The organism is Parundibacterium terreum (genome assembly GCF_014636315.1).
Taxonomy (GTDB): domain Bacteria; phylum Pseudomonadota; class Gammaproteobacteria; order Burkholderiales; family Burkholderiaceae_D; genus Undibacterium; species Undibacterium terreum.
This window is the reverse complement of sequence record NZ_BMED01000002.1, coordinates 539899-556947: the sequence shown is the minus strand read 5'-3', so window position 1 is coordinate 556947 and position 17049 is coordinate 539899. Positions and strand designations below refer to the sequence as shown.

Annotated in this window: 15 protein-coding genes; 9 read left to right on the top strand and 6 right to left on the bottom strand. The window is 48.9% G+C overall.

Annotated features, from left to right (window positions below; all coding sequences use genetic code 11):
- The first annotated feature begins 28 nt into the window (after positions 1-28).
- Both IEW12_RS11590 and IEW12_RS11585 read left to right on the top strand, forming a co-directional pair.
- A complete protein-coding gene (locus IEW12_RS11590; RefSeq protein WP_188566199.1) occupies positions 29-1657 on the top strand; it encodes a bifunctional 3-(3-hydroxy-phenyl)propionate/3-hydroxycinnamic acid hydroxylase in 1629 nt (542 codons plus the stop codon).
- A gap of 174 nt (positions 1658-1831) precedes the next feature.
- A complete protein-coding gene (locus IEW12_RS11585) occupies positions 1832-2662 on the top strand; it encodes a bestrophin-like domain (RefSeq protein WP_188566198.1) in 831 nt (276 codons plus the stop codon).
- 109 nt (positions 2663-2771) lie between these two features.
- On the opposite strand, the gene IEW12_RS11580 is transcribed toward IEW12_RS11585, so the two are convergent.
- The gene (locus tag IEW12_RS11580; RefSeq protein ID WP_188566197.1) at positions 2772-3467 is read right to left on the bottom strand and encodes a hypothetical protein; all 696 of its coding nucleotides are present in this window, start codon (positions 3465-3467) and stop codon (positions 2772-2774) included.
- 176 nt (positions 3468-3643) lie between these two features.
- Between IEW12_RS11580 and IEW12_RS11575 the strand changes: the two genes are divergently transcribed.
- Positions 3644-4078 carry a hypothetical protein gene (locus IEW12_RS11575; protein WP_188566196.1) on the top strand — a complete coding sequence of 145 codons (435 nt, stop codon included), beginning with the start codon at positions 3644-3646 and terminating at the stop codon, positions 4076-4078.
- A gap of 30 nt (positions 4079-4108) precedes the next feature.
- On the top strand, positions 4109-4603 hold the full coding sequence (locus IEW12_RS11570) for a hypothetical protein (RefSeq protein WP_188566195.1): 495 nt from the start codon (positions 4109-4111) through the stop codon (positions 4601-4603).
- Here the strand turns inward: IEW12_RS11570 and IEW12_RS11565 are convergent.
- Positions 4566-5498: a TniQ family protein gene (locus tag IEW12_RS11565; RefSeq protein ID WP_188566194.1), complete on the bottom strand. Its 933-nt coding sequence runs from the start codon at positions 5496-5498 to the stop codon at positions 4566-4568. The genes IEW12_RS11570 and IEW12_RS11565 overlap by 38 nt on opposite strands.
- Before the next feature lie 17 nt (positions 5499-5515).
- On the opposite strand from IEW12_RS11565, the gene IEW12_RS11560 reads away from it, so the two are divergent.
- Positions 5516-6493: a TniQ family protein gene (locus tag IEW12_RS11560; RefSeq protein ID WP_188566193.1), complete on the top strand. Its 978-nt coding sequence runs from the start codon at positions 5516-5518 to the stop codon at positions 6491-6493.
- A gap of 245 nt (positions 6494-6738) precedes the next feature.
- Here the strand turns inward: IEW12_RS11560 and IEW12_RS11555 are convergent, their stop codons facing one another.
- From IEW12_RS11555 to IEW12_RS11545, 3 genes are read right to left on the bottom strand one after another with little or no spacing between them, the layout of a single operon-like run.
- Complete coding sequence (locus IEW12_RS11555) at positions 6739-8037, bottom strand: ATP-binding protein (RefSeq protein ID WP_188566192.1); 1299 nt, start codon at positions 8035-8037, stop codon at positions 6739-6741.
- Positions 8034-10244 (bottom strand): TnsB C-terminal domain-containing protein, encoded by a 2211-nt coding sequence (locus IEW12_RS11550; protein WP_188566191.1) that lies wholly within the window; start codon positions 10242-10244, stop codon positions 8034-8036. Before IEW12_RS11550 ends, IEW12_RS11555 begins: the two co-directional genes overlap by 4 nt.
- Positions 10241-11137: a TnsA endonuclease N-terminal domain-containing protein gene (locus tag IEW12_RS11545; protein WP_188566190.1), complete on the bottom strand. Its 897-nt coding sequence runs from the start codon at positions 11135-11137 to the stop codon at positions 10241-10243. Before IEW12_RS11545 ends, IEW12_RS11550 begins: the two co-directional genes overlap by 4 nt.
- Before the next feature lie 1115 nt (positions 11138-12252).
- Between IEW12_RS11545 and IEW12_RS11540 the strand changes: the two genes are divergently transcribed.
- Positions 12253-13281 (top strand): MBL fold metallo-hydrolase, encoded by a 1029-nt coding sequence (locus IEW12_RS11540; protein ID WP_188566189.1) that lies wholly within the window; start codon positions 12253-12255, stop codon positions 13279-13281.
- Positions 13282-13378: 97 nt separating this feature from the next.
- On the opposite strand, the gene IEW12_RS11535 is transcribed toward IEW12_RS11540, so the two are convergent.
- Positions 13379-14803, bottom strand: coding sequence for an aminotransferase-like domain-containing protein (locus IEW12_RS11535; RefSeq protein WP_188566188.1), 1425 nt, complete (start codon positions 14801-14803; stop codon positions 13379-13381).
- Between the two features lie 241 nt (positions 14804-15044).
- On the opposite strand from IEW12_RS11535, the gene IEW12_RS11530 reads away from it, so the two are divergent.
- From IEW12_RS11530 to IEW12_RS11520, 3 genes are read left to right on the top strand one after another with little or no spacing between them, the layout of a single operon-like run.
- A complete protein-coding gene (locus tag IEW12_RS11530) occupies positions 15045-15338 on the top strand; it encodes a DUF2917 domain-containing protein (RefSeq protein ID WP_188566187.1) in 294 nt (97 codons plus the stop codon).
- Positions 15339-15388: 50 nt separating this feature from the next.
- Positions 15389-16354 carry a threonine dehydratase gene (locus IEW12_RS11525; protein ID WP_188566186.1) on the top strand — a complete coding sequence of 322 codons (966 nt, stop codon included), beginning with the start codon at positions 15389-15391 and terminating at the stop codon, positions 16352-16354.
- A 60-nt stretch (positions 16355-16414) separates the two neighbouring features.
- A complete protein-coding gene (locus tag IEW12_RS11520) occupies positions 16415-17011 on the top strand; it encodes a LysE family translocator (protein WP_188566185.1) in 597 nt (198 codons plus the stop codon).
- Positions 17012-17049: the final 38 nt, after the last annotated feature.

The following is a 17049-nucleotide window of genomic DNA, read 5'->3' as shown; positions in this document are numbered from 1 at the left end:
TACTGTAGCTTAACTAAAAAAAACTATTATGAGACAAACCTTACCCTCTTCTGTCGACGTGTTGCTAGTTGGACTTGGTCCCGTTGGTGCGACCGCAGCTAATCTATTAGGCCGCTACGGAGTGCGCACACTCGTGGTCGAAAAATCCCCTGATATCTTCATGGCGCCTCGTGCCATCGTACTTGACAATGAGGCTCTACGAATACTGCAAATGGCTGGCTTGGAAGAAGGGTCTTTTGAAACCCAAGCGATCGCCAAGGTGCAGATGCGGTCACCAATCTTTGGCAACTACGCTTGCGCAAATACATCCGGTCCACTCGACGGCCATCCTCGCCTCGTGACATTTTATCAACCGGACTTAGAGCGAACACTCCGCGCGCGGCTAACTGCCTACCCTGACGTCCAAGTTGCGCTGGGTGCTGAACTGATTGGCATTAGAGAGGATGCCCAAGGAGTTCATGTAGACGTGCGCATGGCTGATGGTCAGGTTGAAACAGTATGGACTCGGTTCCTTGTCGGTGCAGACGGTGCTAGCTCTTTCGTGCGCCGACATGCTGGATTAATTTTTCAAGGGAAAACATTTGAGCAGGACTGGTTGATAGTTGACGCACAAAACGTACCTGATCCCATAGACCATGTCGAATTTATGTGCGATCCCCGTCGTCCCACCCCACACATGCCGGCGCCCGGAAATCGTCAACGTTGGGAGTTCAAACTGCAGCCCGGAGAAACTCGCGAGGAAATGGAAAAACCAGAGAGCATCCGAAAATTATTGGCGCCGTGGTGCAAGCCGGAGGATATATCCATTGAACGCACTGCGGTGTATCGCTTTCACGCCAGAATCGTTGACAGATTCTCTCGCGGAAGAATATTTCTGGTCGGAGATGCGGCACACATCACACCGCCGTTTGCTGGACAAGGTCTGGTTGCGGGCCTGCGCGACGTCGCCAACCTCTGCTGGAAGCTAGCCTGGGTCGTGCAAGGACGCGCATCGGCAACGATTTTGGATACGTACGATATTGAGCGCCGCCCTCACGCAAAATCAATCATTGAGCTTGCACTTTTCATGGGATCCCTTGTGATGCCCGCCAACCGCCTGAAAGCTTTTGGAATTCACGGATTAATGTGGATGATGCAACTTATTCCGTCAGCGCGAGCAATGTTTGAGGAATTGCGTATCAAGCCGAAAAACCAATTTGGTCGCGGACTATTCGTACGAGGCAGGTCTCGCTCGCGCCTGGTACGTGGCGGCCTTTTGCCGCAAGGATTAGTCCGCCAATCTATTGGTGCCCCGGTGCAAAAAAGTGATGATGCAATCGGACAGCAGCTCACATTGATCGGCTTTGGTTGCGATCCGGTAAAACTGCTTAGCCTCCAGCTGCGCGGAGAATGGTTGAGCGCTGGCGGGACGCTCCTGCAATTGCGTCATCGCGGGCAGAGCGGATGCGGTGAAAACTCTTGGGAAGACCTGACCGATGCCCTCGTACCAGGCGCTGCTCCGGTCGGGTGGGTCGCAGTGGTTCGACCTGATCGAACAGTACTACATGACGGGCCAATGGAAAAAGTCGACGCTGTAGTTTCTGAAGCTCTTGCCGTTCTAGGCGCGGCTGTGACCGCAGGGCACATCCAGTCCGCCGTCTTAGAGGTGCCGCGATAACAATAATATCGGTGACTTGATTGTTCTTCTAGCGCTGACGCGTAAGCGCTATGCAATCAGCGAATGTTGTGCCCGGCGTTGACTAAATCGCGCATTTCCGCAGCATATCGACAACATCCTTTTTGCGCATTCCGGTGAATGCCAGGTGCCAACGCTCTGACTCGAAGAGACGTCATGGCGATTGTTTCATTTGAGGTGAATTTTTATTTATTATGGGTGAGACGAATGAAGATAGTTGGACGATGCGTAGCAGTCGCGATTTGTACTTTTATGTGTGCCATCGCTGGAATCTGGGTACATAAACTATTTCCTTCCCAGGTTCATCTTTCAGCCGAATCAGTAAAATCAGTTTCGGGACTGATAGGGACGCTTTTCGCCATCGTTTTAGGCTTGCTAGTGTCGTCCTCTTATGCAGCTTTTAATGCTCATCAGGCTGATTTTAATTCGCTTGTCAGTGCATTAGCGAATGTAGACCTTTTGCTGAAACAATTCCCTGGAGTGTCGGATGTGCCCAGGGCGCTCTTGAAGGATGTGGTAGTACGTTTGTTGAAGCGATATTGGCCCGATGAACATGGAGCCCATCATGCGGACGTAACTTATAATCATCTTTCCGATGATGTGAAAATAATTTTGAAGATAAATAATATTGCTGAGAAATTTGAAAACGTTACTCGTGATGATTTGAATGCTATCCGGCAGTTTTCCACTAGTTTTGCGACTATTCAGTCTAACATTATCAGGAGCCTTTCAAATCTGGTGCCGACTTTGCTTCTTGTCGTTGTCTTTAGTTGGGCTTGCTTGTTGTTTTTTCTATATGGAAGCCTAAGTGACGGGAATATATTCGCAATACTTTTTTTGCTCTTAGGGTCCGTCGCCGTCGCGAGCGCAAATTTTCTCATCTTAGAATTGACTCATCCATATCAAGGCATATTCAAGATATCGAGTGCTGCTTTCGATCTGTTTCTGGAAGCTCTCGACCATGAGCAAGCTGAACAAAGTGAGTAACTAGGAAGGCGCTGAGGAACAATAAACGCATCAATCAAAAAAATCTATTGAATAGTGTGTGCGCAATTCAAGTGTAATAGTTTTGACTGGCCTAGACAACTCAATATCCCTAGTCGGGCTGAATGTCGTCATTCGCATTATTTTTTACGAAACCTTCATCATGCGGCTTGAAGGCTAAAGCGGAGAGCTGCCGAGAATCAGCAGAAGCCACCCTCCACTGAGTTCGTCCGTCCCGATCGGTAATCAGAAGTGGTAATCGAAACGCTTTGCTCCAGCAAATTTTAGTTTCAAGACCTTGTTGCTCGAGGGAATACCATGTACACGAAGAACTGGCTTTTTCGCTCGCTTGCGGTTGGCTATCTGTTTTCAACTGGTAGCTGGTTTTGGGGCGTGCCAACGAGTGGGAAAGACTGAACCAGTCCGTGAAATGACCGATCCTGTACAAATTAGTTCTGCCAATATCCGTTCGAATCTTTCGATTCAGATCAAGGACAACCATATTCCATTCGATCTCGCCAGGTCGCTTAAAAACGTAAGTCTCAAGGACATCATCTGTTTTTCTTTTAAGATTCTGGTCTCGATCGCGCCACACCTCAATCTGGTGCTGCTTCCCCTCAAGGAAATAAGTTGCAGTTCCAATTTGAGTAAGCTCTTCTCTACTAGGATAGGAGAAGTGTGGACCGGAATATCTTCCGTAATATTCGAAAGCCAACAAGTTTAGCGAACTGTCCAAACTAATGTCGTGCACCGGGAAATTTTCAAAAAGAAGTTGCTTATCCAATAAATTTATCAATAATACAAACATAGCGTTTGAATAACATACCCCAACACAGAAGGAGCCCTAGCCCCTCGTCAAGAGCATCGCTCGAACGGAGACGTGGATACCAAGGTCGAAAACATTCTTTCCACTGAGTACTACGCAGTACAGTTCCGCTTGGAAGTCCAGCCAAGTGGAATTCATCTTTAAAAAAGGAGCTCAAAATGGCAGATTGGATGTGGATCAAGGTTATGACAGGCAAAGTACACCGTCCCTTGGTTGCTGATATCGTGCACCGAGAAAGTTTCGAAAAGCAGTTACCCGGGCGACATGATATTGGGAATGACGCGAAGGTTTTGATTGGCTTTTGGCTGGCTGCGGGCACGTGGGATGTGTTTGTATCGGCCAAGCTATGGGGCGTGACCCCCGGCCCCGCTTATACCAATGCAACGATGACGCTAAATGCAACACAAAATGACTTTTGGCCAGAAGGCATGGGGTCCCAAGCGGTTCTAGGAGACTCACTAGCGCCAATTGGCGCTATGTTACATGTTCGATCGGCCCACGCCGTGTTGGTGAAGTTGTCGGTGGAAGGCTGGGGATACCCAGGCTTTCTGGATGAAGTCCTCGTAGGTGCTGCTGCTGTTGTGGACAAGTGAGGGAACTCAATTTTCTCCAAGGAAAGTTTTGTGAGCGAGGGACCGGGGTCAGTGCCCACATTCAAACACGACCTCGGTGGGGCGACGCACGAATGTAAAAATGCGGCTTCCGATCACGCCGCATTGGCTGCGCGACTTAAAAACAAGAAGTCTTTTGATTTATATCCAAAACCCTACGCACGCGATTATGTCGAAGAAACTCGTTTACTATTAAAAGGAAAGATAATGACCCAGATCAATGCAGTAGTAGCAGCCATCACTCATCAACTCATTGTCGAGGGGCATTCGCCCGATAACCAAGACAAAATCATGGGCAAGGACTTCCACTATGACATTAACACCATCTCAAATTTCCTTAGGGCAGTACGGATGCGTCTCCTTAAAGGCACTCCTGCGTTCTACTTTTCCTTCGAGGCTGATTTGGCCTCTAAAGCATTAAACCTGAACTTCACTGGCTTAGTCCGAGCATTCTTGGTGCGGAAAGATGCTAGTTTTGCCCATTTAACTGCTCCTGCACATTTCTGAAAAACGTATCAAAATTTTTATATAGTGCTCCGATCAACAACAAATGATGGAGCGTCGGAAAACTCAGATTGTGATTGGTGTACAAGCTCGGAAGCCAATCTTCAATCGGTTGACGTACCAGAAACCTGGCGCTAATTCGCTCGAGCGCGTGCGTCCCCCAGGTCGCAATTAACTTTTGACGAATTTTCTTACGGCAGAAGCCATTCTGAGCTTTAAAACCGAGGCTGATCATTCTGGCTTGAAACACCTCTATCACCGCTTCTCTAGCAAGGCTGCCAGCCTCAGTCGCAAGGAGTGTTTCTGATGTTTTGGCAAGCCAGATGGACTGTTCGCGGACTGGCTCAGGGGAATTTGTTTCAATCTTGAAGTCTTTCGGGAGCACATCAGTGTGGATGCTGGCTTGGACCTTTTGCAAAATTTCTTGGTGACGCCAGCAAACTTCAACCCCAGGCATTAGATGATGTCTGGCCCAATAGGTATGACCAAATAATTGAATTTGTTCTTCACAACATGACATGCAATATCTAAACTGCTGAATGCGTGTTCCCATTTCGTTGGCCAAACTAAAGGCGCGATTGGACATGTGCAATTTAGAGGCACCTTGCTTTAGGCGCATATCGTTCCACGTTGGATCACGAAGAAATGCCCCTAGGTAGTTAAAGGCCGTATGGTTTTTGGAGATCTGAGTATTTCCCTGTTCAAGACAACCAGTTAGCTGAGCTAGCCCGTCTATTTTGGTCAACATTGAATCCGAAGACCTTGGACCATTAACCGATAATTTATTCCAAAAATTTCCCCAAGACCGATAACCTGATCGTCTATAGAAGCGTACGGCGTAGGAATAAAGAGTTTCAGCTGGTGCAATTTTTAAATCAAAATTTAATGTACTTTTCATCTGTTATCTATAGGTGAATGAAATTGCGTGAAAGCGCTCTTAATTTAGGTATTCTCACTTTCTGGTTAAGCGAACAGCAAGGCGAAGCTCTGTACAGCCTTTGTGCTCGATTTCACCATCGCAGCGGATTTCAGCGGGCAGAAACATCATCCAAATTTCTGTTTGGATTTGCGCGCGCATCCGAATTAACTGGAATTCCAAAAGGACTTAGTCACCTCGCATCTACTGTCGATGGCATTGGCCCTCCAATGCGTGTTTTGAGAGAAATGACCGTTGCTGGCGCATACCTGCCATTCATGCATCCTTCTCGCGCTGATCAATTGCTTGAACTAAGCTCGGCTCAACCTGATCAGGATTTGCTGCGGCAATTTGGGGTAGGAACCAGCTGCATTTCTGGAGTGCACGATATAAAAATATGCCCTCAGTGCGAAGCGGAGGATATTAATCAAATTGGGTTTCCATATTGGCGCGCAGCGCACCAATTTCCCGGTGTTTATTTTTGTGAATCACACAGAGCACTCTTAAACATTGTGAAGAATTGTCATTTTTCGCGTCATCGCTGGAACCGCGCGATTGATTGTGAAAACCATAGAGAATCTCTAAGTCTCACTCTTGAAGAGTCATCGTTCCTTAGGCGAGTAACAAAGCTAGTCCTCGAAAGCTCCCAGCAACAATGCATTAACACCGACGAACTCAGGCGCCGCACGATCAAGCTCTTTTTTGAGCGCCAAATTTTGGCGGCTTCTAACACGTTGGATCGGTTGGCATTGTTTAATTGGTGGAAAAAAGTTTTCCCTCAATGTATGGAATCTCATCTGGAAATATTTAGAGGGTTTGCGTCGGCGCATTGGGTCAATGAACTCTTGTCAGGGAAAAGAAAGGATCATCCATTGAGATGGGCTTGCTTATTGGCAGCCTTATTTCAAGACTCCGAACTCGAAGGAGTGTACGAAAATGGGGCGTTGAAAAAGCTCGGCCTTATTCAAGCGGAGTGATGGGGCTGTCTCAGATTCACGCGCCTTTATAAAACGAGTTCTTTCTTTCGTTGGTCCGCTCGCTCATACAACGCATTGTCTGCGTGCTGTCAGATAACGGCACACAGCGAGTCACTGGACAGTGCATGCGAAATTGCTGCTTGCAACTGATTCGAGCTGACAATGAGTCTTATGAACGATTCGAATTGGAACGTTGGGGAAAAAGCAGGCGCGCGGTAATTTTCTGGATCAATAGCGAAACCGAGTCAGCAACGCGCTTGGGCTTTTAAAAGTGCGTTGAGCTTATCTGAGGACTTTTTCTTTTCTCCGAGCTGCTGCAATGCTTTGAGGACCATTACCTTATCAGGGAGTAGGTCTTCATATTTTGAGACAGCATCATGTCCGCCCTTCCTGAGTTCCTCTATAGCAGGATGAAGGACTCGCAGCTGTTTGTAAGCGTATTCTAAGTGATCTATTTTGAATTTCCTGACACTATTGGCAACTGCGTATTTTTGAGCTCCTTTGTAAATAGTGATCGCAAGCGATGAGATACCTTGGCACAGATGCCACAGGTATTCTTGAACCTTTGGGGTCAACTCAAGACCTTCAGGCGTCCACTGGTAATCAAATAGTGTTCTTGCCAGTGCCGAGAAAAAATCGTCGTCAGGGGTTGGGGCTCGTTCCAAGATGATCGGTAGCGAAGTCGTTGTTCTCCGCCCGACTTCGAACGACTTGCCGAAGATTTCTGCGCTTTTCGAAGTGCCACTGAGGATTAGCGGAATTTTAGCGACGTTTGCGATTTGCAAAATAAAATTGTAGATTTGTTTGCGTAGCTTTTCATCTGCATCAGTCACACGTTGTAAGTCGTCAATATGTATTAATCCGGTGAAATAGGTTGTGGCAGCTGCTGCAAAATTCTCGATTTGTGCATCAATAGACATCCTGGTGCCTTGATATTCTGAAAAATATGAAGCGTCACCTGTTAGTCCTAGGCATTCGTCCAAGGATCTAAAAAGTCTCAGCAGCAGGCCTTTGATCGAACCTCCAACTGGTGCATCTAACGACAGCCAGACAACCTGACGTTGTTTAAATGGTTTTTCCCCATAGTGAATATGTTGGATCGCTTGCGGGAGCATGGACAACACATTCCTGATCCCAGTTGTCTTTCCAGTACCGCTTGGACCAGTGAACAAAATGGTGCCTGGTAGTCCGTTGTTGAAGGCCTTTTGTTTTCGCATCTGCTCTTTGATTGTGTCTAAATAGCGTTGAGTTTTCGCATCAAAAGGATTTCGAGGCAAAAGTCCATTTCTCAAAATCAGCCCCGTTTGCTGTTCGAGGTCTATGAACTCTTGTCGCGGCAAATACAACTGATCTAGTATATCGATGTCGTGGAGACGAATGTAGTTGGGCAATCGTCTGCTTTCATCCATATCTATGTTCGGCAGATTAAAAAGCCGATCTACAACGTGGTCTGGATTTGCAATAGGCGGCAGTGCTTCCAACAACGGGTTTCCGATATAACGGCGAGGCAAATTTTGTTCGAGGTAGGTCGCATCGACTATCATTTTCGATCCTTCTGGCTGATTTTTTTTAGAAAAGCGTTTACCATGGTTTCTGGGGTCTCGTTACCAGGTGACGTTTGATTCGCCGAGACCTGCTCTGAAGGATCTTCGGATGGGTCATATTGCTTGTTGAGTTCGCGCGCCTTTTCGGCCACTCGATTTTTATCTAAGTGCGCCGTCCTTTCGCTTTTTGATTTTGGATTGTTCTTATGCGCTTGTTTTGTCGCTTTTGTCGCGTCACCGACAATTGATTGGGTCATCGCGTCAATCTCGGTTTTTTCGGGCATTGTGGTTGCGAAATGCTCTTTTCCATTTAATTCGTTGTAGGCCTCAAAGTCCACAATGTCGTCGTAAGTTGCTATATCGTCTGTGTGTTTGGATTTGATTTTCATGTATCTCAACTCCCCATCACCTAGTGAGCAATACGCTGCCTCTGGAACGTCGGGATCGCGGTAGCCTATGACGTCAACTTTTTTCCCAAATGTTGACAAGAGAAGAGATTTTTCTTCCTTCATCCACGGAGCGAGGTATCTTTGTTGTCCAATATAAAATCCGGTTTTATTCACCACGACCTGGCATGGCTCCATAAAACTGGACAACGCGTCGAGATGCTTAAAAACGGGGGGCGCTGATCGCAGATTTTGCATTCCGAAATTATAGAGCCCGACTGGAGTGGCTTCGGTTCCGGCCCTACACATTGGAGCAGTGATATGCTGAGACATGATGTGGTAAGAGTTTCTTCGAGCAGCATGCAGGACGATCAATTTAGTGAACTCGTAGAGCGTTAGCACTGCGTCTAAACGGACATCTCTCTCTCCACGGTGTTGAAAGCGCGCTCTAACGGCGCCAGGTACCCAGTGAAGAGTCTCCTCATTGAGAATTCCAAACTGCCTTTCAACCAAGCCTTTCCAGTCGGCGCGATAAGGCGCGGAAATCGATAGAGTTGTTTTGATTTCGGCAGCTAGAGCTCGCCCATTTTTACTGAGCAGTTCGGCTCGGTCCGCAAATATATGCGTAGGCCGATATCCTCGGGGGAAACTGTTCTTCCAGGATGACAATCCGAGCCAATCGAGCCATTGGGTGCGATCAGTCATCGATCGATACAGTGCTATCCTTGCCTGCTCAAAACTAGCGCTCTCCATAGTCACGTGTATTCCAACTATTAGATGGCTAAATGCGTCGATCACTATGTACACGCATGGTCGTCCTAGTAGTAAGGTACGATCGAAGGCGCTGACGAGGTAGACGTCAGCAATAGTCGAGTCGATAATGTACGTGTGTCCAGGATAGGAAATTTGGTCTTGGGCGCTGCCGAGCATTGCGCGATTTGACATGCGGACTTTGTTGGTGGATATTGTCGCTTTTTCATAATTGATCTCTCCGAGAATTTTTCTTTTAAGATTTCTGAACTGCCCCTCGGTCAAAAAATTTTCCAACGCTACTTTTTCGATCTTATTTGCAGTGAGAAAAAGTTGAATGCCAAAGTTTGATTTGAACTGCCTATACTGGGCTGCCGTTGACGCCTTTTTTAGTGAGTTCGTGTCCAGGTAGATTTTTACTTGCTGATAAAATCTCTCGCTATTTGTGCCTGCGAGATCCGGTCTATGGCCGCTTTTGACTAGTTTGCTCGGCCGGCCTAGCTTTTTCTTGGTTTCTGATCTGGTTTTTTTTGCTCGCGCTGACTTTCCGCAATTTGAGTATCGCGATGCCGACGCATTTCCTATGTTCATGCCCAGTTCGAAGTACCTAGAGAGAAGACGGCGAACCAATAAATGGTGCACGCCTGTCTCCTGGGCTATCAGTTTGATGTGTTTCCCCCAGAGATCTAGTACTAGCATCTCAGCGAGTATTTCAGGGTCGGTTAATTTCGCTAAAATGCCGGAGTTTCTTTTGTAAATTGACAGTTGAGTTCCTACTAGTTCTTGCGGCAGGAGTAATTTATCTTCCCCCTCAGGGATGATTACGGCGTGGCCTGATTTAAGATCATTGGTAAGCAGAGTTCTCGAGCACGGGTGTGGCATCGATACAGACCTTGACGGACGCTTAGGCTTTGCGCCATTAGTAGACCATATTATTTTTTCAGGTGTTTTAATTTGAAAAACATACACGAAGAATGATTGCTGCAAGTCGAAGACGAGTCTGTACAGTCCACTTAATTTTGTTGATGAACCTTCCTGAAATCTAATGAGCGTTCCTGGGGCGGGTGTCATTTCGTCCCCCTGGCCAAAGGTATTGGCTTATTAAAATGCCAGCGAGATTTTTCTGAGATCGACGCTTTTCTAAGATTGGGCCAAGCCAACGATAGATCGTGTGGCCTCTTGAAGTCGACAACCAAATCGTTAAGCAGGATGAGTTGTTTCAGCAGATGGACCGCTTGTGTCCTTTGAATGTCCATATCGGCAGCGACCCATTCGAGCCTTTGGGACATTGTCTCGCCTTTGTCAGTTTGCAATACACGTTTGGAAAATTCATTTCTGGTAGATGGTTTCGAGAGTGAATGCGATGATTCGAATGCCCAAGTAAACCATGTGATTTTCTCGGGCGATATGTCGTGGTCGGTAATTTCGACCAGTTGTACTCCCCGAGAGTGCCAATAGCACTTTGCGATTTTCAACAGCTCTCCAAGGCGCTTCGGTCGTCCGTTCTCTAGCTCATCATGGTATTTCACGTAAACGGCAAGTTTGCGGCCGTTCTGTAGCGTTACCAGAAAATCGGTCGTCAAATGCCTCAGATAGTCTTTGAGAATTTGAGGATGGCGGTACCCGAGTGCCCGCGCTGCCTCGATTGTGCCGATTGGAGTGGGCTGTCGATTACAAAATTCTAGCTCGCATCCAATGAGCTGCAGTGGGAACTGCTCTCGAATATCTCTTGGCCTGGCCCAAATAAGAATGAGCAAGACATTCTTCTCTAAATCGCTTAGCACATGGTGTTGCCGACCCAAATCAGGATTGAAGACAACGTGGGATCTTCCGCGCGAATTGAGATCAAATCTTCTAATTTGTATCCAGGGAGTGTAGTTAATGTCGTGGCCGGTTCCCCTGCCATCTTTTATCGCGCGAGCCACCCACTTGAGCTCCGCAATTTGTTTTGGTGACATACTCATTCGCAGCACCTCTTTGATCCAAGTGGCACTTCGTGATCAGAACCAAATTGCGACAAATTGATGTCAATAAAAATATATATTTTGATAATTAAATGAAAAATTTCCATGGCGTATCGGTCCGGTTAAATATTTTGGGCGTGTTTTGCCCTCCGATGCGGCAAAAATTTGCAAAATCAGGCGTTTTTCGAGCGGAAAGGGCTTGACCGGACCCGGTCAGGAGGAGATACTTTGAATTGCTATGTTCAGAAGTATGCTCAATCTCTGATTGGGTCCTAAAAAGCCACTATCGTGGCTTTTTTTGTTTCCGTTTTACCAATGTTGAAAATGTTGAGTTAGACGATATAAACATTCCTACGTAGTTTTCTCTTTGATTACATGCATCACGAATGCTAGTCCAGAAGATGCTCTTGTAATCGTCCGTTACACCCTCCAAATCCTAAATTTATTAAATCTAGCGCGGAGATGGTCATTTTTGCTTAATTCCTTGGTCGCGTACTAAACGTACTTGATTTGCTTTCAAGAAAAAATAGTCAGCAAATTACTTTAACAAGTTGGTTTGATAATGCAATACCAACACGTCAAAAAAGTGCGGATAGATAGTCGATTTTCGAAAAAAAAAATATCAAACGGCAAAAAAGTTAATCTAGACACAATTTAATGTCAATTAGATAAATGTTCTTGTGGAATCTATTTGGATCCAAAAATCGGATTTATTAAATTTACGTTTATGCTTTTTTTCGTAAAAATTAAACGGATTTAAATAGAGTTGGATGAAATTTTTAAAAATTAAACGGCGTTAAATTAGTTAAATTTGTTAAATGGAAACGAGATAGGTATAGAAGACTTGGCATAAAGCAACGTATTTTTACTAGATGAAGTTGTGATGGTCGCCGTCGTGACGCTGAGTCCGAATTTGATTAATTAAGTTTGTAATGACGCAAATGCTTGATTTTTAAGGAGGCATTTTTCAAACTTAATTTTCCTGTTTCAAACTTAATTTTTCCTGACAACTGATTAGTGTACTTTTTTCGAGATCGCGCCTATACTTCATAAAAACTACACCGTGTAGTGTAATTTTATTGTAATCCCACAATCATTTGCTAAGGAATGAAGCCATGGCGACCGGTAGCTTCTCGACACGCAACAATTTGTATTATCCCCCTGCCTCCCAGCAAGAGGACGGCAAGTTCAGGAATGCCGCACCCAGGCATAAACTGGGTTTTGTCAAAAGCCTGAGGCTGATATTGCGTTTCATGTTCGACAAGCCGGCCAACACCGTGCCCGCCAAGCCTATTCCCGTGCAAGCGTTGACCAGGGAGCAACTGGCTGCCGCTCCGGATCGTTCGTTGTTCCGCCTCGGGCATTCCACCATGCTGCTGAAGCTGCGCGGCGAATTCTGGCTGACCGACCCGGTATTTTCCGAGCGCGCATCGCCGCTGCAATGGATGGGGCCAAAACGCTTTCACCAGCCGCCTATCACCATTGCCGATTTGCCTGACATTAAGGGCGTGATCCTGTCGCACGACCATTACGACCATCTGGACCATGCCGCCATCCTGCAACTGAACTACAAAGTGGAGCACTTCCTGACACCGCTGGGCGTCGGCGATACCCTCATCAAATGGGGCATACCGGCAGCCAAGGTAAGGCAGCTGGACTGGTGGCAATCGGCGACTGTGGACGGCCTGCAACTGGTGGCGACGCCATCGCAGCATTTTTCCGGACGCGGCCTGTTTGACGGCAATAGCACGCTGTGGGCATCCTGGGTCATCATGGATGGCAACCTGCGGGTTTTCTTCAGCGGTGACACCGGTTATTTCAACGGCTTTAAAACCATAGGCAACAAATACGGCCCTTTCGATATCACGCTGATAGAAACCGGCGCCTACGGCGCAGATTGGCCGGACATCCATATGCAGCCTGAACAGACACTGCAGGCGCATATCGATTTGCGCGGCAAGACGCTGGTGCCCATCCATAACGGCACCTTTGATCTGGCGATGCATCCGTGGCATGAGCCGTTTGACCGTATTGTGGATTTGGCGCAGCAGAAAGGCGTGACACTGAGCACGCCGCAGATGGGCGAGCAACTGGACCTGGCGCAGCCTCAGGCTGGCCGTCACTGGTGGCAAGACGCCGAGTAAATCCAGCCGAGGATTTTTGAAGGGTAGCCGGGCGGCTACCCTGATTACATGCCTGTTTCTAAGTCAGTTATAAACGCTATAGCAACTCAATGCCAGCCTAGTTGCCAACTTCCTTCTCCAAAAATTCCCATACACCCGGATCCGACATCGCAGCGATGTTGATGCGCATGCGTGTGGACGGCAACTGGTTAGGTGAAAACAGGCTGCCGGGTGCCAGCAGGAAGCCTTGTTCCATTGCCTTTTCCGTCAAGGCATTGGTATTGCAGCCGGTATCGGTCCACAAAAACATGCCGGCCGGCGTGCGGTAATCCACCTTCATGCCCAGGTTTTCTATGCGCTTGGTGATATTGTCCCGAACCGAATCTAGCTTCACGCGAATGCGGTCCACGTGCTTGCGGTAATGGCCTTCCGATAAAATCTTGTACACCACGCGCTCGCCGATTTCGGTCGTCGTCAGCGTTGACAGCATCTTCCTGTCCGACAGGCGTATCGCCATGTCATGCGAAGTGGCGATAAAGCCCACGCGCAGATTGGCGGCCAGCGTCTTGGAAAAACCGCCCAGATAAATCACACGGTGCAACTGGTCCAGCGCGGCAATGCGGGTGGCCGGCTGTACGGCCGTGCCGGGATGCATGTCGCAATAGATATCATCTTCTATGACCATGAAGTCGTGTTCTTCGGCGGTCTTCAATACCTGGAAGGCCTTGGCTGCCGACAACGAAGTGGAAGTCGGATTGTGCATGACCGAATTGATGATGTAGAGCTTGGGCTTATGTACTGCGGCCAGCTCGGCCAGCTTGGCGACATCGGGGCCGTCATGCAGGCGCGGTATGCCCACTACCTTCACGCCCAGGATGGCGAAGGAGCCGAACATCAGGAACCAGGCCGGATCATCGACAAAAATCGTATCGCCCGGCTGCGTAAATTCGCGCGCGACCAGATCCAGCGCCTGCGTCACTCCGGTGGTCATCACGATCTGTTCCGGCGCAGCGGCGATTTCCAGTTCTGCCAGTTTCAGTTGCAATTGCTGGCGTAATGGCAGAAATCCCTGCGGCGTACCATAGTGCAGCAGCAAATTCTGGTTCAGGCGGCTGATGGAGCGCAAACCGTTGGCAACCAGCTCGCCATCCAGCCAGTCATGCGGCAAGACACCGGAACCGGGCATCTTTTGCGGCGGCAACTGGCGGAACATATTCCTGACCAGCCACACCACATCCAGTTGCTGCCCCGGCGGCGTACTTTGCGCTACCGGATTGCCGTTCGTCATCATCGACGCGCGTTCGCGCACAAAGAAGCCCGATCCCCTGCGCGATTCCAGATAACCCTTTGCCACCAGCCTGTCATACGCCTCGACGACGGTGAAGCGCGACACCTCCTGTTCATCGGCGAACTGGCGTATCGACGGCATGCGCGCACCGGTGCGCAGCAGCTTGTCATCGATACGGCTGGCGACGGAGCGCACGATCTGTTCTACCAGGGAGCCGCTGGAATCGCGGGTGATGAGGGTGTTGCTGGTTTGCATGATGTAGGCCTTTTAGCATCTGCCGGTAGGAAACTTTAATAACTGTACCGGGAAAATCGCCATAACAGTACGTGAATTATCGTTTTTACTGTACTGGTACTGTACCGGTAATGTGAATTAGGATAGCAGAAACGTTGGATGGAATCAAAGCGGGAATCAAGGCAAAAAGCAAGACTGAACCATCAGCGTGAAAAAAATATAAATCAATTACTGCAAACGTACGACGACATAAGGCGGCTCTATGAAAAAAATCAATGCGAAAGACTCGTTCATCCTGCAGGCCGGAGAAGTGATCTCCGCCAGCGCGGATATCGTGCTGAAGCTGAGCATTGATTGCGGCCGCGTGTGGGTGACCCAGGAGGGCGACGAATACGACTACTGGCTGCAGGCCGGCGAAACCCTGGTATTGCAGCCGTTGCGGCATATAGTGATTGAGGCGGACGGCGAGTTCAGCCGTGTTGATCTTTTGCCTTGCCCCATGAATGAGCGTACACCGACATCGGGTAATCCACGTGGACAATTGGCTGCGGCATGAAGCCAGGCTTGATAAAGTAAAGAATCGCAAAGAGGCCGCAAAGGAATACCATGACATTCGTGCTACCGACAAAGAGTGAGATAGCAAGCGCTGCGCAGATCGTTTATGCGGCGATGCCGCCTACGCCGCAATATCAGTGGCAGCAGATTTCCGATGCACTGGGTGCGGAGATATGGCTCAAGCATGAAAACCACACGCCGGTCGGCGCCTTCAAGGTGCGCGGCGGCCTGGTCTACATGCAGGAATTGCTGCACCACTTACCACAGGCGACCGGTGTCATTTCAGCCACGCGCGGCAATCACGGCCAGTCGGTTGCCTTCGCTACCCGCCGTTGCGGCCTGGCAGCGACCATCGTGGTCCCGCACGGCAACAGCAAGGAGCAAAATGCCGCGATGCGAGCGCTGGGTGCAAACCTGATTGAACACGGCAATGAATTCCAGGAAAGCCGCGAGTATGCGATTGCGCTGGCTGAAGAACAACGCCTGCACATGATCCCATCCTTCCACCGCGATCTGGTGCGCGGGGTTGCCACCTACTGGATGGAACTGTTCAACGCGCAACCCGAACTGGATGTGGTGTATGTACCGATAGGGCAGGGATCGGGCATCTGCGCAGCGATTGCTGCCCGCGATGCGCTGGGTCTGTCCACCCGCGTGATAGGCGTGGTTTCCAGTCATGCGCTGGGCTACAAATTATCGTTTGAGCAAAAGCGCAAGCTAGAGTCGCCGGTCACCACGCAGATCGCAGACGGCATGGCATGCCGGGTGCCGGATGACGGCTCGTTGGAAGTCGTACTCAGGCATGCGGATGATGTGGTGGCAGTCAGCGATGACGAGATCAGGGCGGCGATGAAGCTGCTGTTTACCGCAACTCACAATGTAGCCGAAGGCGCGGGTGCTGCATCGCTGGCGGCAGCGATACAGGCTGGCGCTATGCTAAAGGGCAAGAAGGTCGGCCTGCCACTGAGCGGCGGCAATATCGACCATCAGATATTTGCCAAAGTCTTGCAGCCATAGAGAATCAATTAGCAATTACAGTAAAAAAGAACGCAGGAAAAGAATTCAAAAAGGAATGATATGCACGGTGCTGAAATTGTCGCGTTTCTCGCGTTTGCCTTCATAGGCTGCTTTACTCCCGGCCCCAATGTCGCCATCGCAGCGACCACGGGCGTCAATCACGGCATGCGCGCGGCTTTGCCGCAGGTGGCCGGTGTGCCTCTCGGTTTTGTGGTGATGATGTGGGCCGTCGGCATGGGCGGCATGGCGGTCTTGCAGGGCAACCAGAATTTATTATTGCTGATGAAAATTGCCGGTAATGCCTACCTGCTGTACCTGGCATGGAAGCTGTGCTTTTCCAGCAAGCTGTCCAATGCCGGCACCATCAAGCCGCTGAGCGTGAAAGAGGCAGCGATGTTCCAGATCGTGAATCCCAAATCCTGGATGACGCTGGTTGCAGCCACCTCCACCTATGCCATAGGCCATGAAGATTTTTTTGTGCGCATGATATGGATGAGCCTGGGCTTCGGCGCGATCAGCGCGGCCAGCCTGGTGGCCTGGGCCTGGATGGGACAGTCGCTGCGTAGCTGGCTGCAGGTCGGCAATCGCCTGCGTATCTTCAATCTGTGCATGGGAATCTCGCTGGCATTGACCGCGGTGTGGATGTTCCTGCTATAGAGTGATATAGAGCGATTTGGCTTCAAGCCTATAAAAAT

Coding starts and splice junctions, on each gene's coding strand:
- IEW12_RS11590 (WP_188566199.1), top strand. CDS start 29: ATGAGACAAACCTTACCCTCTTCTGTCGACGTGTTGCTAGTTGGACTT.
- IEW12_RS11585 (WP_188566198.1), top strand. CDS start 1,832: ATGGCGATTGTTTCATTTGAGGTGAATTTTTATTTATTATGGGTGAGA.
- IEW12_RS11580 (WP_188566197.1), bottom strand. CDS start 3,467: ATGTTTGTATTATTGATAAATTTATTGGATAAGCAACTTCTTTTTGAA.
- IEW12_RS11575 (WP_188566196.1), top strand. CDS start 3,644: ATGGCAGATTGGATGTGGATCAAGGTTATGACAGGCAAAGTACACCGT.
- IEW12_RS11565 (WP_188566194.1), bottom strand. CDS start 5,498: ATGAAAAGTACATTAAATTTTGATTTAAAAATTGCACCAGCTGAAACT.
- IEW12_RS11560 (WP_188566193.1), top strand. CDS start 5,516: ATGAAATTGCGTGAAAGCGCTCTTAATTTAGGTATTCTCACTTTCTGG.
- IEW12_RS11555 (WP_188566192.1), bottom strand. CDS start 8,037: ATGATAGTCGATGCGACCTACCTCGAACAAAATTTGCCTCGCCGTTAT.
- IEW12_RS11550 (WP_188566191.1), bottom strand. CDS start 10,244: ATGACACCCGCCCCAGGAACGCTCATTAGATTTCAGGAAGGTTCATCA.
- IEW12_RS11545 (WP_188566190.1), bottom strand. CDS start 11,137: ATGAGTATGTCACCAAAACAAATTGCGGAGCTCAAGTGGGTGGCTCGC.
- IEW12_RS11540 (WP_188566189.1), top strand. CDS start 12,253: ATGGCGACCGGTAGCTTCTCGACACGCAACAATTTGTATTATCCCCCT.
- IEW12_RS11535 (WP_188566188.1), bottom strand. CDS start 14,803: ATGCAAACCAGCAACACCCTCATCACCCGCGATTCCAGCGGCTCCCTG.
- IEW12_RS11530 (WP_188566187.1), top strand. CDS start 15,045: ATGAAAAAAATCAATGCGAAAGACTCGTTCATCCTGCAGGCCGGAGAA.
- IEW12_RS11525 (WP_188566186.1), top strand. CDS start 15,389: ATGACATTCGTGCTACCGACAAAGAGTGAGATAGCAAGCGCTGCGCAG.
- IEW12_RS11520 (WP_188566185.1), top strand. CDS start 16,415: ATGCACGGTGCTGAAATTGTCGCGTTTCTCGCGTTTGCCTTCATAGGC.